At 70.6% G+C, this 16,062-nt stretch carries 13 protein-coding genes and 1 pseudogene; 3 read left to right on the forward strand and 11 right to left on the reverse strand.

The features are described 5' to 3' along the window. The first annotated feature begins 133 nt into the window (after positions 1 to 133). Both BG28_RS03580 and BG28_RS03585 read left to right on the forward strand, forming a co-directional pair. Positions 134 to 1,177, forward strand: coding sequence for an XdhC family protein (locus tag BG28_RS03580; protein ID WP_036474323.1), 1,044 nt, complete (start codon positions 134 to 136; stop codon positions 1,175 to 1,177). Positions 1,178 to 1,180: 3 nt separating this feature from the next. Further along, complete coding sequence (locus BG28_RS03585; RefSeq protein WP_084479404.1) at positions 1,181 to 5,290, forward strand: molybdopterin cofactor-binding domain-containing protein; 4,110 nt, start codon at positions 1,181 to 1,183, stop codon at positions 5,288 to 5,290. Here BG28_RS03585 and BG28_RS03590 read toward each other — a convergent pair. The 3 genes from BG28_RS03590 to allB all read right to left on the reverse strand — a co-directional run bounded on the left by BG28_RS03590 (position 5,248) and on the right by allB (position 7,666). Then, positions 5,248 to 5,781, reverse strand: a complete 534-nt coding sequence (locus BG28_RS03590) for an NTP transferase domain-containing protein (RefSeq protein WP_051500932.1) — start codon at positions 5,779 to 5,781, stop codon at positions 5,248 to 5,250. The genes BG28_RS03585 and BG28_RS03590 overlap by 43 nt on opposite strands. Before the next feature lie 141 nt (positions 5,782 to 5,922). After that, complete coding sequence (locus tag BG28_RS03595; protein WP_051500933.1) at positions 5,923 to 6,228, reverse strand: helix-turn-helix domain-containing protein; 306 nt, start codon at positions 6,226 to 6,228, stop codon at positions 5,923 to 5,925. Positions 6,229 to 6,235: 7 nt separating this feature from the next. Then, a complete protein-coding gene (gene allB, locus BG28_RS03600; protein ID WP_084479418.1) occupies positions 6,236 to 7,666 on the reverse strand; it encodes an allantoinase AllB in 1,431 nt (476 codons plus the stop codon). A gap of 38 nt (positions 7,667 to 7,704) precedes the next feature. On the opposite strand from allB, the gene BG28_RS16070 reads away from it, so the two are divergent. Then, positions 7,705 to 8,019: a hypothetical protein gene (locus tag BG28_RS16070; RefSeq protein ID WP_235180950.1), complete on the forward strand. Its 315-nt coding sequence runs from the start codon at positions 7,705 to 7,707 to the stop codon at positions 8,017 to 8,019. Here BG28_RS16070 and BG28_RS16680 read toward each other — a convergent pair. The 8 genes and pseudogenes from BG28_RS16680 to BG28_RS03640 form a co-directional block, all read right to left on the reverse strand. Continuing rightward, a pseudogene (locus BG28_RS16680) lies at positions 7,926 to 9,130 on the reverse strand (uracil-xanthine permease family protein); the annotation flags it as partial. The gene BG28_RS16070 and the pseudogene BG28_RS16680 sit on opposite strands and share 94 nt — an antisense overlap. Before the next feature lie 156 nt (positions 9,131 to 9,286). Beyond that, positions 9,287 to 10,225 (reverse strand): factor-independent urate hydroxylase, encoded by a 939-nt coding sequence (gene pucL / locus BG28_RS03610; protein ID WP_036474325.1) that lies wholly within the window; start codon positions 10,223 to 10,225, stop codon positions 9,287 to 9,289. Positions 10,226 to 10,315: 90 nt separating this feature from the next. Then, positions 10,316 to 10,642 (reverse strand): hydroxyisourate hydrolase, encoded by a 327-nt coding sequence (gene uraH / locus BG28_RS03615; protein ID WP_036474327.1) that lies wholly within the window; start codon positions 10,640 to 10,642, stop codon positions 10,316 to 10,318. 109 nt (positions 10,643 to 10,751) lie between these two features. Then, positions 10,752 to 11,675, reverse strand: a complete 924-nt coding sequence (locus BG28_RS03620; protein WP_084479406.1) for a MurR/RpiR family transcriptional regulator — start codon at positions 11,673 to 11,675, stop codon at positions 10,752 to 10,754. Positions 11,676 to 11,682: 7 nt separating this feature from the next. Continuing rightward, on the reverse strand, positions 11,683 to 12,942 hold the full coding sequence (locus BG28_RS03625) for an allantoate amidohydrolase (protein WP_036474329.1): 1,260 nt from the start codon (positions 12,940 to 12,942) through the stop codon (positions 11,683 to 11,685). Then, on the reverse strand, positions 12,939 to 14,180 hold the full coding sequence (locus BG28_RS03630) for an alanine--glyoxylate aminotransferase family protein (protein ID WP_152539193.1): 1,242 nt from the start codon (positions 14,178 to 14,180) through the stop codon (positions 12,939 to 12,941). Before BG28_RS03630 ends, BG28_RS03625 begins: the two co-directional genes overlap by 4 nt. A gap of 52 nt (positions 14,181 to 14,232) precedes the next feature. Then, positions 14,233 to 14,724: a 2-oxo-4-hydroxy-4-carboxy-5-ureidoimidazoline decarboxylase gene (gene uraD / locus BG28_RS03635; RefSeq protein ID WP_036474333.1), complete on the reverse strand. Its 492-nt coding sequence runs from the start codon at positions 14,722 to 14,724 to the stop codon at positions 14,233 to 14,235. Further along, positions 14,711 to 16,045, reverse strand: a complete 1,335-nt coding sequence (locus BG28_RS03640) for an amidase family protein (RefSeq protein WP_152539194.1) — start codon at positions 16,043 to 16,045, stop codon at positions 14,711 to 14,713. The genes uraD and BG28_RS03640 overlap by 14 nt, the downstream gene beginning before the upstream one ends. Positions 16,046 to 16,062: the final 17 nt, after the last annotated feature.

Below are 16,062 nucleotides of genomic sequence, written 5' to 3' on the forward strand. Positions count from 1 at the left end.
TCTTCCTTCATCCTGCCCGGTTACGGGCATGTAAATGCCGATCCTGTAACGGCCCCGTAACCCGCACCTGCCTATGCTGGAGGCCGATCCCACGTCCCTTTCCGCATCGCTGGCCACCGGAGGAGCAGACCCCATGCTTGATCGCCTCAGCTCCTATCTGGACTGCCTCCAGGACCCCGAGAACTGGGCGGTGGCAACGATCGTTTCGGTCCGCGGTTCCTCGCCGAGCCCGGTCGGCACCTCCATGGCGGTCTCCGCCGACCTGCGGATCATCGGGTCGCTCTCCGGAGGCTGCGTGGAATCGGCAGTGGCGGTCTCCGCCCAGGATGCGCTCGCCGCAGGCAGGGTCCGCCGGGAATCCTTCGGGCCCGACGGCACCCCCTTCGGCGTTGCAGGCCTCGGCGTCGCCCTGACCTGCGGCGGTGAGATCGAAGTGCTGATCCAGCCGCTGGCCACCGCGGACCTGGGGGCCCTCCGAGCGCTCGCGGGCCAGGATCCACGCACCCCAGCGACCCTGACCCGAGAGCTCAAGGACGGCGATGGTGCGCGGTTCACCGTGACGGAGCACCGCGCGGGCGCCCCGCGGCTGATCCTGAGCGGGGTCCATGACTTCTCCTTCCACCTGGCCCAGCTGGGCCTCCAGGCCGGCTGGCGCGTGGAGCTGGTCGACCTGCGCCCCGCCTTCGCCACGAACGAGCGCGTCCCCGCCGGTGCCACGCTGCACCTGGGCCACCCGGCCAGCGTGATCACCGAGCTGCTCGACCAGCACCTGGACCAGGACTGGGATCAAGACTCCTGGACCGGGATCTGCGTGATGACCCACCACCCCGACCTCGACGTGACGGTGCTGGACAGGGCCCTGCGCTGGCAGGCCCAGCGGGCCGACGACGCAGCCCGCTGCTTCATCGGGGCCATGGGATCACGCAGCTCGGCCCGACGCCGGGATGCCGCCCTGGCCGAGCTGGGCCACAGCCAGGCCGCCCGAGACCGAGTGGTCGCTCCGCTGGGCCTGGACCTCGGCGCGCAGACCGCCCCTGAGACGGCGGTGTCGATGATGGCCCAGCTCATCGCGGCCAAGAACGCACCCGCCAGCGCCGCACCCCTGACCCGGGGCAGCGGAGCGATCAACACCTTGCGGCCACACAGCGTGAGCCTCCTCGAAGAAATGGCAGTGTGACACGTGGACATCACCAGCGTTGATCAGACCCTGCGCACCACCGACCCGGACGTCTTCGCTCCGGGCGACTCCTGGCTGGCCGGGGGCACCGTGCTCTACTCCTACGGCTATGACTTCACCAATCCGGCGCCGCGCCGGCTGCTGGACATCACCGCGGCCGGATGGGCCCCGCTGACCTGGCACGACGGCGGCGATGAAGCGCCTGACGCGACCGGGGCCGCCGTGGCCGCCGTGGATGCCGTGGATGCCGGCGTGGCAGGCTGGACCGGGCTGGAGATCGCAGCCACCTGCACCATCGCGCAGTTCCATGCCGCAGCCACCGAGCTGGCCGCCCGCTCGTCCACCACCGAATCCACCGCCACCACCGAATCCACCGCCTCCACTGTCAGCCTCGCCGAGCTGCCCGGGGTGCGCCTGATGGAGCCTGCGGCCGAGTGCTTCGTGGCCTCCTGGAAGGTGTGGAACACCTCCACGGTGGGCGGCAACGTGGTCACCGCGCTGCCCGCGGGACCGATGACCTCCTGGCTGAGCGCGATGGAGGCCACCGCGCTGATCCTGTGCCCCGGCGGCACCCGGCGCACCGCCCCGGTCTCCGAGCTGCTGCGCAGGACCGGTCACACCTGGTTGGCCCCGGGCGAGCTGATCCGGGCCTTCTTCGTCCCCGCCAGCACACTCGCGCGGCCCACGCTGATGGTGCGCGAATCACTCACCCGCTACGGACGCTCCGCCACCCTGCTGCTGGCCTCCCCGGTCCCCGGCCGCACCTCAGGCGCTGTCCGGCTGACCGTCACCGCGAGCACCGTGCGTCCGATGATCCTGCAGCTGCACGCCGAGGACGACGTGGCCGAGGTGATCCGCAACCAGATCCCCGCATCGCTGTGGAACGACGACGTGCACGGTGATCGCGACTGGCGGATCGAGTCCACCATCCGACTGGCCGCCGAGCTGTGCCAGGAGCTGCGCACCCTCCCCTGCGTGGGCAGCTCCCCCGAGTTCGGCGGGTCCGCCACAGCGCGACTGCCCGAGCCCACCTCGACCCTGCCGGCCGGCTCCACCGGGACCTCCTCCACCGACCTCGCTGACCCCACCGACGCCACTCGCGCCACCGACTTCTCCGACTTCTCCGACACTCCTGACACTGCTGAAACTGCTGACACCAGCCCGCCACAGGTCTCCGTGGACGGCAGGCAGCTCACCCTGGACCCTGCCCCGGGCCAGTGCCTGCGCACCTTCCTGCGCGACGCCGGCTCGGCAGGAGTCAAGCGCGGCTGCGACGCCGGAGACTGCGGCGCCTGCACGGTGCACCTGGGCCGGCCCGGCGAGACGCCCACCGCCGTGCACAGCTGCATCATCCCGGCAGAACGTGTTGCCGGATCGGAAGTCACGACCGTACAGGGCCTGAGTCCTGAGGCTGTCGCGCGGGTCCAGGCCGGCGGAGATGCGGAGGACCCCGAGGCCCTGCACGCCGCACTGCACCCCACCCAGCGCGACTTCCTCGAGGCCCACGGGTTCCAGTGCGGCTACTGCACCCCCGGATTCCTGATGACCGCCACGGCGCAGAGCCCCTACTCCCCGGCCACCGGGGCGCAGACCGATCCCGAGGACCCGGACACGCTGCGCCGATTCAAGGGCAATCTCTGCCGGTGCAGCGGCTACTGCTCGATCAAGGACGCGCTGACCAAGACCCCACGGGTCAGCACCGATTCCGCTCCCGGCAGCAGCCCGATGCCTCCGGCGGGACCCGCCGTGGTCACCGGCACCGCGGCCTACACCTTCGACGAGGCCGGCGAGCGCCCCCAGGAGCCGCCGCTGCACCTGGTGGTGATCCGTTCCCCCCACGCCCACGCATACATCCGCGGCATCAACTCCGCCGCAGCGCTTGCTTCCCCCGGGGTGCTCGCGGTGCTCACCCACGCGGACGCCCCCGCCGAGCTCTACTCCTCGGCACAGCATGAGCTGGTGGAGGACGACCCCGCGGACACCCGGGTCCTCGACGACGTGGTCCGGCACGTGGGGCAGCGGGTCGCCGTCGTGGTCGCGGAGACGCGTCGGCAGGCCGAGCGCGCCGCCGCCCTGGTCGAGGTCGACTACGAGCTGCTCCCGGCGGTGCTCGACCCCCGCCAGGCCCAGGCGGACTCCGCGCCGGCGATCCACGGAGACAAGGACTCTGCCACCCACCGGATCCTGTTCCCGCAGAAGAACCTGATCGCGGTGGCCTCCAGCTCGCAGGGCCAGGCCGCCCAGGAGCTCTCCCGACCGGCTGAGGGTCCCGGTGCAGCCGGATCAGCCGGCCCGACCGGGTCAGCTGTGCCGGCTGGGTCCGCTGCCCCGGGCTCCGACTCCCTGGGAGGCGCCGCGTATTCGGCGAGCTTCGAGACCCATCGGACCTCCCATGTGGCCCTGGAGACCCACGGTGCGCTGGGCTGGATCGATGAGCTCGGCCGCTACACGCTCCGGTCCTCCACCCAGGTCCCGTTCCTGGTCCGGCGCACGCTCTGTCGGGTCTTCGGGCTCGCCCCGGAGGCGGTGCGGGTGTTCGCGCCGCGGGTCGGGGGCGGCTTCGGCTCCAAGCAGGAGGTGCTCACCGAGGACCTGGTGCTGCTGGCCCTGCGCACCTTGGCGGCCCGCGGGATCACCCGCCCGGTGCAGCTGGAGCTGACTCGCTCCGAGGCGCTGGCGGCGACCACCACCCGGCACCCGTTCCAGATGCAGGTCTCGGTGAGTGCCTCCGCGACGGGTCGGCTTCAGGCGTTGGCGCTGCAGGTGCTCTCCGACACCGGGGCCTACGGCAACCACGGGCCCGGGGTGATGTTCCACAGCATCACCGAGTCGATGCAGCTCTATTCGGCTCCGCATAAGCAGGTCCACGCCGAGGTCGTCTACACCAACAACCCTCCGGCCGGGGCGTTCCGCGGCTATGGGCTGAGCCAGACCACCTTCGCGGTGGACTCCGCCATGGACGAGCTGGCCCGCCGGCTCGGTGAGGATCCGTTGCGCTTCAAGGCCGCGAACATCGTGGCCCCCGGGGAGCTGCTCTTCGGCGCCGAGCATGATGATGTGGCCGCCGACGTCGACGGGCTGCAGCAGTGCCTGCAGATCATCGGGGACCGGCTGCGCACCGGGGAGCTCACCGCCGCCGAGCATGCCCAGTGCGAGCGGCTGCTCAGCGAGGAGCGCCACGGCGGGTTCGGCGACGGCGCGGGCACCAGGCCTGCCGCCTCACCGGCGGGTGCGGTCCTGGGGGACTGGGCGGTGGGCACCGGCACGGCCGTGGCCATGATCGACACCGTCCCGCCCAACGGGCACCACTCCCACGTCACCGTCACCGCCCAGGGCGAGGGGCGCTACCTGCTCAAGGTCGGCACCGCAGAGTTCGGCAACGGCACCTCCACGGTGCACCGGCAGGTGGTCGCCGAGGTGCTGGGCACCACCGCGGAGAAGATCCACCTGATCCAGGCCGACACCGACGCGGTGCGCTTCGACACCGGCGCCTTCGGCTCCACCGGGATCACGGTGGGGGTGAAGGCGGCCCACGCCGCCGCGCAGGACCTGCTGGGCAAGCTCGCGGCCGATCCCGAGGCGGACCCGGTCGGAATGACCGGCGAGGGCACCTGGGCCGGGACGCCGCGCTCGGTGTCCTTCAACGTGCAGGGGTTCCGGATCGCGGTGGACCGGCACAGCGGCACCCTGGCCATCCTGCAGTCGGTCCACGCCGCCGACGCCGGGGTGGTGCTCAACGAGGCCCAGTGCCGCGGACAGATCGAGGGCGGGGTGGCTCAGGCGCTGGGCGCGGCGATGTTCGAGGAGCTCGAGATCGACGAGGCCGGACACGTCACCACCGACATCCTGCGCAACTACCACGTGCCGCAGATGGCCGATGTGCCGCGCACCGAGGTGTACTTCGCGAAGACCCACGATCCGATCGGCCCGCTGGGCGCGAAGTCGATGTCCGAGGCCCCGTTCAACCCGGTGGCCCCGGCGCTGGGCAATGCGATCCGGGATGCGATCGGGCTGCGGATGACCCGCACCCCGTTCCGCAAGGACCGGATCGCGAAGGCGCTGCGGAGTGCTCAGTCCTGTGAGCCGATGGTGGACCAGGCAAGAAGGTCCTGAGGGGTGTCGATATCCGCCGCATCTGCGACCTCGCTGATGTCGATGGCATCCACGAGCCCCGGGTGCGCACGCAGGTAGGCGCGCGCACCTTCATCTCCGACGGCGAGCGCCGCGGCCTGCCGCGCCCGGTCCAGGTCGAACACCAACGGATGGGTCGGAGTCCCGCCGAGCACGCCGCGGGCGATGCGCCCCGGAGCCTGTGCTTCGAGCACCCGGCGCAGAGCGGTGGAGCTGATGCCGGGCTGGTCGACCAGGACGACGGCGACCCGCCCGGCTCCGCGCTCGGCCGCGGCTCGGACGCCCGCCCGGAAAGAGACCGAGAGTCCCTGCTCCCAGTCGGGGCAGTCCACGACCTCCGAGTCCGTCCAGGAAGGATGCTGGCTCAGCGCGGCACGGACCTCGCCGGCCCGGTGGCCGAGCACCAGCAGCGGCGAGGTCCCGGCCTCTCGGGCGCAGCGCAGGGCCCGTGCGGCCAGCGTCTCCCCGGCCACGCGGATCAACGCCTTGCCCTGCCCGTGGAGACGGGTGCGGCGCCGGCGGCGAGGATCACGGTCACGTCCGGCTTGGCGGTCGCGTCAGGTTTCTCGGTCACGTAGGGCATGGCAGTTCCTGCATCTCGGCGCCTTCCTGACTCAGGCGCGCGCGGAAGCGGCCCTGCCGAGCAGGATCAGCTTCTCGCCCAGGCCATAGCTGCGGTTTGCGAGCTGCCGGACGTATCCCTTGGCAATCATCGTGCGCAGCAGTCGATGTGCGGTCGGCGCGGGCAGTCCGGTCTCCTCGGCGAGCTCGCTGAGACTCAGCTGCCCGCCATGAGCGTTGATCACCTCGAGGATGTCCAGCGCCCGATCCACTGACTGCACCCCTGGGGCACGCGGGGCTGAGCTCGGTGCGGCTGTGCCGGTCGCTGCGACCACGGTCTGCTCCTTCTGCTCATCCATGCTTGGCTCAGCGCCTGAGGGTGCTGAGTTCGGGGCTGCCCAGTCCCTGCAGGAACCCGCCCACCGGGGCCAGTGCGCTGGTGGTGTCCTGGGCGGTGTAGAGCGGGGTGCCGCGCAGCACCGCGCCGACCACGGCGCCGGTGATCTCATAGTGGTCATAGGCCGAGATCGGGTTCTTATGGGCCAGACCTGCGGCGGAGATCAGGTTGGTCTGCCTCGGGTCATAGATGACCAGGTCCGCGTCCCTGCCCAGTGTGATGCTTCCCTTCCGGGGCAGCCCAGCCAGCAGCGCGGTGTTGGTGGCCATCCACGCGCTGACCGTCTCGATCCCGATGCCGCGCAGCCGGGCCTCATGGGCCACCGCGGAGAAGCCCACCTGCAGCCCAGAGATTCCACCCCAGGCCTGTTGCAGATCAGGTGCCCCGCGGCGCTTCTCCTCCGCGGTGGAGGGCGAGTGATCGCTGACCACGGCGTCGATGATGCCCTCGCGCAGTCCCTCCCAGAGCGCCTCGCGGTTGCCGCGGTCACGGATCGGCGGGCAGCATTTGAACTCCACCGCACCGTCCGGGATCGCCTCGGCGTCGAAGCAGAGGTAGTGCGGGCAGGTCTCCACGGTCAGCGGGAGGCCCTCATCGCGGGCCTGCGCGATGATGTCCAGGGCACGGGCCGAGGCCAGGTGCAGGATGTGGGTGCGGCAGCCGGTCTCGCGCACCGCTTCGATCAGGTCGCTCACCGCCGCCACCTCGGCGTCGTGGGGCCGGGTCTGGGCCCAGTCCGCGTAGTGGCTGAGCCGGCGTCGGCCTCCGGTGAGCTCGGTGGCCCGCTCGATGGTCTCGGCATCCTCGGCGTGGACGATCACCAGCCCGTCGAAGCTGGCGACCTCGGTCATCGCTTCGCGCAGCTGGAAGGCGTTGACCGGGGGAAACTCGTCCACCCCCGAGGGCAGCAGGAAGCATTTGAAGCCGAAGACCCCGGCCTCCCAGAGCGGGCGCAGCTGCGCGGTGTTGCCCGGGACGATGCCGCCCCAGAAGCCGACGTCGACGAAGGTCTGACCGCCGGCGGCCCGCTGCTTGATCCGCAGCGACTCCACGTCCACGGTGGGTGGGATGGAGTTCAGCGGCATGTCGACCACTGCGGTGACCCCGCCCAGCGCCGCGGCCATGGTTCCGGTGGCGAAGCCCTCCCAGCTGGTCCGGCCAGGTTCGTTGATGTGCACGTGGGTGTCGACGTTGCCGGGCAGCACCTGATGCCGGGGGTCCACCACGGTCATCCCCGCACCTGCGCCGACGTCGCTGGCCTTGACGATCTCGGCACGACGTCGCCCCTCCCCCGGGCTGAGTCGGTGGATTCGGACGATCTCGCCCCCGAGGATCTCCAGGTGGGCCGGGGCGAATTCGCCCTCGAGCAGGACCTGCTCGGCGATGAGATGGCGCAGCATCATCGGCTCGGCTCCGCTTCTGCCGCGGGGCCTGCGAGGTGCCTGCCGCAGGGCCTGCCGCAGAGCCTGCCGCAGGGTCTCGACCCGCCGGGGCCTGTTTCGGCAGCACAGCGTTCAGCACCACCGCGCTGAGCATCGCCGGCACGATCCCGGAGGACAGCAGCAGCGCGATGTCGGCGGAGAAGGCGGCGGTCACCTCCTCCGGGGCGAAGGAGAAGCCGATGCCGAGCCCGAGGGAGACCGCGACGATCAGCATGGCGCGGCGGTTGAGCACCTCGCTGCCGATCACCTGGATGCCCGCGGAGGCGACCATCGAGAACATCACCAGCACCGCACCACCGAGCACGGCGTAGGGGATGGTGCTGAAGAAGGCGGCGAACTTCGGCACGAAGCCGGCCAGCAGCAGGATGCCGCCGGCCAGTGCGACGACGAACCGGCTGACCACCCCGCTGAGCACCACGACTCCGGTGTTCTGGCTGAACGTGGTGTTGGGCATGGCGCCGAAGAGCGCGCCCAGCGAGGTGCCGATGCCATCGGCCATGACACCGCCGCTGAGCTGGCGCGAGGTCGGGGACTTGCCGATCGCGGTGCGCGAGACCGCGGTGAGGTCCCCGATGGACTCCATCGAGGAGGCCAGCGCGATGATGGTGATCGCGATGATGGCGGCGCTGGTGAAGTCCAGGCCGAAGTGCAGCGGCGTCGGGGCGAAGATCCAGTCGGCCTCGGCCACGGCCTGCAGGCTCACCATGCCGAAGGCGGCCGCCACGGCGTAGCGACGAGGAGACCGATCAGCACGGAGGCCACCGAGAGGAAGCCGCGGCCGAACTGGTTGCATGCCACGGTCACGGCGACCACCAGGGCGGCGATGCCGAAGTGGAACAGCGCCCCGTAGTCACCCGCGGCCTGGGCGGGGGCCCCGCCGGCGGCGTAGTCGATCGCGGTGGGCATGAGCTTGATCCCGATGATCAAGATGATGACCCCGCAGACCAGCGGCGGGAAGAGCCGGGAGATCCAGTGCAGCGCCCCGCCGAAGATCACCTGGACGAACCCGGCCACGAAGGCCCCGCCGAAGACCGCGGCGATGCCGAACTCCTGGGCGATCGGGATCGCCACCGCGAGGAAGGCGAAGCTGGTGCCCTGCATCACCGGCAACCGAGACCCGATCGGCCCCGCGCCGAGGGTCTGCAGCAGTGTGGTCACACCGGAGACGATCATCGCCAGCTGCACCATCAGGGTGGTCTCGCCGGCCGCCATGCCGATGGCGGTGGCCACGATCAGCGGAGGCGCCGCGTTGCCGACGAACATCGCCAGCAGATGCTGGATGGCGAGCGGGAACGCCCGACGCAGCGGCGGCATCTGATCCACCGGGCTGCGCGTCGCCGACCCTGCGTGCGCGGCGTCAGGCTCCGCCGGGGAGGCCTGCGCCTGCTCGGAGGTGCGGGCGGCGGTGGTCTCGGCAGTCATGGGAGCAACTTCCTGTCACGGTGAAACCGGCTGGTTGCTCCCACGGTATGAGTCCGTTGTTAGGGCCGTGTTTCCGAGCGATTACCGCCATAAGAAACATGCGTTCCGCGTTTCATGCACTACGGAACACCTGTTTCTCGTACCCCGCGCAGGTGGTCAGCAGAAACCGCCCAGCCACTCCCAGGCATGCGGCCGGGAGGGGGCGTCGCGGCGGGTCACGGAGGCGTTCATCAGACCATAGGGCCGGTCCCCGGCCTGGAAGACCTCGTTCGGGTTCTCCAGGCCGAATCGGCTCAGGTCCACCACATAGTGGTGATTGTTGGGCATCACGAAGCGGATGTCCTCGATCTCGGGCACGGCGCCGAGCACCGCCTCGCCGGCGGCGTAGAGGGTCTGTTGCAGGGACAGCGAATGCACCAGCGCGAACTGCTCCAGCACCAGCTGCTTGACCGTGGCGAAGACCGCGTCGAAGTCGGTCTCCGCAGCGCCTCCCTGGGCGCCGGGGTCCGCAGCGAAGAGCCAGCGGGCGGTGATGTCAGTGGCCATGATCCGGTCTTGGGTCTCCGGAAGGGTGGTGTACCGGTCTCGGGGAAATCCGGAGAATTCGCTGCCGGTGGTCTTGAGCACGGTGAGATCGCTGAACCCGCCCAGCAGGTGCTCCACCCCGTCCTGGACGGTGAGCGCGGCGGTGCGGATCTCCTGCTTGGACTTCACGAAGGAATGCTCATGGGCGCGCGGCTCACCTTCGGGTCCGGGCACCTGGATCCGTTCCCAGGGGTAGGACTCCGCGGTCCAGCGGCCCCCGCTGACCTCGTCCTGCGCGGTGAAGTGCCGGCCCAGCAGGAGCAGGAACTCCTCCGGGGTGGAGATCCCGTGCTCCTTGGCGAAGGCGTAGACCGTGTTCTTCTGGGTATCGGTGGCGATGACCCTGGAGTTGTCTCCGCTGCGGTAGCAGTCGGTGAAGTCACCGCGCAGCAGCGAGCTCACATTGAGGTCCATGAGCCTATGGACCGGGGTCTCCCGGTTGACCCGGACCACCCGGACCTCGGCCTTGCCGTATTGGTTCGGACCGAGGACGACGTCGGAACTGCTCATGGGGTGCTCCTGTTTCTGGGTGGGGCGCGGAGGTTGTGGCGACTGAGGATGGTGCTGGCAGGCGCGTCCGGGGCGGGTGTGGCCGGGGGCTCAGCTGCCCCGGTAGGTGGTGTAGCCGAAGGGGCTCAGCAGCAGCGGCACGTGATAGTGCTCAGCCGCGGCCTCTACGGAGAACGCGAGGCTCACCTGGGGAAAGAAGTGCTCGACCCCGCGGGCCTCGAAGTGTTCCCCGGTGGCGAAGACCAGCTCGTAGGTCCCGGGGGTCAGCGACTCCGGGCCGAGGTCGCCGACGCGCCCGTCGGCGTCGGTGGTTCCGGTGGCGATCTGCTGCTGCTGCGGTCCGCGCAGGGTGACCTGGATGCCCGCGGCGGGGGTTCCGGTGCTGGTGTCCAGGACGTGGGTGGTGATCAGGCTCATCGTGGCTCCTGTCGTGATCTGCGTGCGTGCTCCGGGGCGGTGGGGTCGGGGTCGGGCCCGTCCCGTTCAGCGTTCGAGCGCCTGTGTTCCGTGGTCGAGCCCGTCCCGTTCAGTGTTCGAGCTCCTCGAGTTCGTCGTAGGCCTTCGCGATCGCCGAGAGCCGTCTGCGTCCCGCGCCGAGCTGCCGGTTGAGCACCCCGTTGGCCAGCAGGCTGACCAGTGACATCGCGGCGGCGTAGCTGTCGAAGGCGCCCTCGGAGTCGATGGGGCATTCGATCCAGCAGTCCGCCTCCATCGCGTAGTGCCGCGAGGTGGAGTCACCGAGGCAGAGCAGCTGTGCCGGTGATGCGGCCACCGCCCGCACCGCCCGCCCGAAGACCACGGGACGACGTCGGAAGCCCACCGCCACCACCAGGTCCCCGGAGCCGATCCCGGCAAGCTCCTCGCCCAGGGTCTGCCCCGGCTGCGGGGCCAGGCGCACCTTGGACCGGGTCTGGATGAGCTGCTGGTGCAGGTGCAGCGCGACCGGATAGCTGTTGCGCAGGCCCAGCACGATCACCCGTTCCGCGGCGGCGAGCATCTCCACCGCCTGCTGCAGCCGGCCCTCGGCCAGACCGGCGCCGAGCCGGGCGAGGTTCTCGTGGTCGCGCGCCTCGTGGCGCTGGACTCCGGTGGAGGCGTCGTTGTCGGCCGAGGTCACCGGTGCCGCGGTCGGGACCCCGCGGCTGCGCAGCGCCCGGGCGTGGTCCTTGACCTCGCGGAAGTCCTCGAAGTCCAGCTTCCGGAAGAGCCGGGAGACGGTGGCCTTCGAGACCCCGGTCTCGCGGCTGATGTCCGCGGCGGAGAAGATCGCCAGGTCGCCCAGGTGTTCGAGCAGGAAGTCTGCGACGTGGCGCTCCTGGGGCGGGAGGCTGCCGTAGCGCGCGTCGATCCGGGCGTCGATCCGGGTCTCGGTGTCGAGCCGCGGGTCGGCCTCGGATCGGGACTCTGCGCGGGATCGGGAATCAGGATCCTGGGCGGGGGACTTCGTCATCTGCTGCTCACTCTCGGTGCTCGGCGGCCACGGCCCAGACCGCGCGCTCCAGGGCCTGCAGGGCCAGCGCCACGTCTGCCTCCAGCACATTCTCCTCCGGATGGTGGCTGATCCCGTCCTCGCACCGGGTGAAGAGCATCCCGATCTCGGTGACCGCCGCCATGGCCATGGCGTCGTGACCGGCCCGGGAGTACAGCGTGATCGGGTCGTGGTCCCCGGTCTCGGCGACCCCGGCGGCGAGCGCCTGGCGCAGCCGCGGTGAGCAGCTCACCGTGGGGGCCGAGTGGATCTCTTCGATGACCAGCTCCAGGCGGCGCTGGGTGCAGAAGCCGCTCAGCGCGGCGTGGATCTCGTCCCAGGCGGAGTCGCGCAGCGTGTCGGATTCCGCGCGCAGGTCCAGGGAGAACTCCACCTCGCCGGGGACCACGTTGACCGCGCCGGGGCGGGTGTCGAGCTGACCGACCGTGGCGATGACCCCGCGGTCTCGGCCGATCCGTTCGACGTCGAGCACCGCCTGGGCGGCTCCGATCAGCGCGTCGCGGCGGCGTTCGTAGGGGGTGCCCCCGGCGTGCCGGGCCTCCCCGAGGATGGTGAGCTTGAACCGACGGGCTCCGGCGATCGAGCTGACCAGTCCCAGCGGTCGTCCGGCGGCCTCGAGGTAGGGGCCCTGTTCGATATGGGCCTCGAGATAGCCGACCAGGTCTTCGGGCGCCCGCGCGGCGTCGTGGATCTTCTCGGGGTCCAGGCCGAAGTCCCAGAAGGCCTGGGCCATGCTGATGCCCGCGGCGTCGGTGGCCTCCCACCAGCCCGCGTCCCAGGTGCCGGCCATGGCCCGGGAGCCCAGCAGGGTGGCGCCGAAGCGGGTGCCCTCCTCATCGGCGAAGGCGACGATCTCCACGGCGAAGGGCAGCTCGCTGGCGTGCGGGGCGAGTCGACGCGCGGTCTCGATCCCGAGCAGCACCCCGAGGATCCCGTCGTAGCGCCCGGCATCGGGCACGGTGTCCAGGTGGGAGGCGATGACCAGGGTGGGCAGTCCGGGCCGGGTGCCCTCGAGCCGCCCGCACTGGTTGCCTGCGGCGTCCTGCCAGACCTCGAGTCCGGCCTCGACCATCCACCGGGCGGCGAGCGCGTTGTGCCGGCGGTGCTCCTCGGTGAGGTAGGCGCGCAGGATGCCCTCGGGCATCGCGCTGATCCCGGCGAGCTCATCGCAGCGGGCCATAATCAGCGCGGCCGCGGCGTCGCTCGTCATGACAGGGTCACGGCTCATCGGGCGGCCTCCTCGGGGGCCGCGGCGTCCTGATACACCTCGGTGGCCGCGCCAACTCCTCCGCCCGGGTTCAGGTGGGCACCGCCGGCGCGCAGCACCTGTTCCAGTGCGGCCAGGGTGAGCAGCACCGCGTCCTTGCGGGCGTTATAGCCCATGGTGCCGATGCGCCAGACCTTCCCGTGCAGCGGACCGAAGCTGGTGCCGATCTCGATCCCGAAGTCATGCAGCATCGCCTGGCGGGCCGCATCGCCGTCGATCCCCTCCGGGATCCGCACGGCGACCACGTTGTTCATCTTGTGGGCGATGTCCCCGAAGACCTGCAGGCCCAGGCCCTGGACGCCGGCGAGCATGGCCGCGCCGTGGAGCTGATGCCGGGCGATGGCGGTGTCGATGCCTTCTTGAAGCAGCAGCCGGGCGCATTCGCGGGCGCCGTAGAGCATCGAGGTGGCCTCGGTGTGGTGGTTCAGTCGCTGCGGGCCCCAGTAGTCGAGGATCATCGCCAGGTCGAAGTAGTTCGAGGCGATGCGCCGGCCGCGACCTTCGGTGCCGTCGGCGATGCCCTCCTCCACGTGGCGGCGGGAGCGGATGACCTCCACCGCGCGATCGGAGAGGCTGATCGGAGCGGAGCCGGAGGGCCCGCCGAGGCATTTCTGCAGCCCGGCGGTGACCGCGTCGATCCCCCAGTCGTCGGCGCGGAACTCGTTGCCGGCCAGGGAGGCCGTGACGTCGGTGTAGAACAGCACGCCGTGGGTTCGGCAGATCGCGCCGATGTCCTCAAGCGGCTGGTTCATGGTCGTGGAGGTGTCGCCCTGGACCAGCGCGAGCAGGGTGGGCTGCTCCTCGAGGATGGCCTGTTCGATCTCCTCGGGTGTGAAGACCTGGCCCCAGGCCTTCTCGCGGACGGCCACCTCGGCCCCGGCGCGCACGGCGATCTCCTTGAGCAGGTGCCCGAAGCGGCCGAAGATCGGGACCAGCACCTTGGCTCCCGGTTCGATCAGCGAGATCAGTGCGGCCTCGATCCCGGCCCGGGAGGTGCCGTCCACTACCACGGTGGCCTCGTTGGAAGTCTTGAACACTCCGCGGTAGAGCTCCATGACCTCGTTCATGTACCCGGTCATCGCCGGGTCGTACTGGCCCACCAGCTGGGCGGACATGGCGCGCAGCACGCGCGGGTCGGCATTGATCGGGCCGGGGCCCATCAGCAGCCGCGGGGGCGGATTGATCTGGCTGGAACTCATGGAAACCATCGTACTGAAACTATTGTTTCATCCATGAAACGAGGACGTATCCTCAGGAAACGCTGTGCTCCAGGCGACCGACAGCGATCTCGGCCAGCTGTCCTCTGCGAATGATGGCCTCTTCCTCGGGGGTGTTCTGCAGCCGCAGCTGCAGCTGGGTCATCATCTGGGCCGGGGTGCGTCCGGCGGCCCGGATCAGGAAGATCCGGTCGAAGCGGTCCTCATAGGCCCGGTTCGCGCTGATCCATTCCTGCTGCGCGGCCTCGTCCTGGCTGAGGCTTCCCTGTTCACGCCGGGAGGCCCGCGCCTCCCGGGTCTCGCCCTGGACCTTCTCGCCGATCCGGGGGTGATGGGCCAGTGCGGCGTCCACCTCCAGGTCGGTCCAGTCCTGGGCGATCTCGGTCGCGACCTGGGTCAGCTGCTCGACGTGCGCGTAGGGCCGCCGGGCCAGCAGCGCAGCTCGCCAGGCGGGAATCGGCACGCAGGCATCGAGCAGCTCCTTGAGCTCCTCGGGCGACGCGGCGTTGAACTCAGTCAGTCTCATGGATCTCCGTTTCCGTGACTCCGGACCCATAGCTCTGGTGGGCCGGGATTCTGGCATGGAAGGCGGCGGCCCGATGGATCAGCGCGATATCGCTGCCAGCGGGGCCGATCAGGCAGACGCCGGTGGGCAGGTGGTCGCGGGTGCGCAGCGGGACGTTGACCGCGGGAAGACCGGCAAGGCCTGCAAGGCAGGTCAGCAGCATGGTGCTGCGGCGATGCTCTTCGATCACGGTGCCGCCCAAGGCGGCATCCGCACGAAGCGGTGCCGGCCCGGCGGCGGAGGGCACGGCGAGGATCTCGTCGCCGACCCAGCGGCGGATGATCCGGCGGGCTCCGGCGGCCAGCGCCCGGGCCTGCATCTCCTGGTCTGCCGTGAGCTCGCTGGCCATCCGGAACCTGGCGCCGACGTCGGAGGCCATCGTCTCCCAGTGGTGGGCGATCCATTCTCCGTGGTTGGCCCAGGCCTCGCGGAACTGAATGATCCGGAACGCCTCGAACCAGGCCGCGTGCATCTCCGGGGTGACGCCTTCGATCTCTTCGATCGGACTCCCGGGGCTCTGCGGCGAGCGTTCGGCACTGCCGTCAGCTCCGGAGCCGGACTGGGCGGTCAGTGCCGCGCGCACGGCCTCGGTGACCTCCGGCTGCACCTGGTCGAAAAGGGTCGGGATGATCTTCAGCGCCGGCTCGGAGTTGAGGACCGGATCACCTGGAGAAGTGGCGGGGTGGCGCAGCAGCACCTGTGCGACGGCGGCGAGGGTGTCCGCGTCGCGGGTCATCCACCCGATGGTGTCGAAGCTCTGCGCCAGCGGCTGCACTCCGTCCAGGGCGATGGCATCGTGGGTGCTGCGGATGCCCCAGAGCCCCTGGTAGGAGGCGGGCACCCGGATGGAGCCGCCGGTGTCGCTGCCCAGTCCGATGCTCGCCTGGCCCAGCGCCGCGGCGGATGCGGAGCCGGAGCTGGACCCGCCGCTGATCCGCTGCGGTGCGGCTGGATTGGGCGGGGTGCCGTAGTGCTGGTTGGTTCCGGCCAGGGAGAGCGCGAGCTCATCGGTCTGCGCGATGCCGGCGATCGCGGCGCCGGCGTCGAGCAGCTGGGTGATCGCGGTGGCGGTGGTGTCTTGAACCGGCGCGTCGGCGAGCCAGCTCGGGTTCCCGGCGCCGATCCGATGCCCTGCCACGGCGTAGAGGTCCTTCACCGCGAGGGTGTGCCCGTCCAGACTCCCCGTTCCGGTGGCGGGCACCAGTGGCGCGCCGGCGTCCCCGCCGACCCGCCAGACCGTCGCGTCGATCGGGTGCTCTGCCGCGGCCTGGGACGGGGGCATCGCGGGTGATTGCTGCG

It is taken from the genome of Nesterenkonia sp. AN1 (assembly GCF_000582475.1).
Taxonomy (GTDB): Bacteria; Actinomycetota; Actinomycetes; order Actinomycetales; family Micrococcaceae; genus Nesterenkonia; species Nesterenkonia aurantiaca.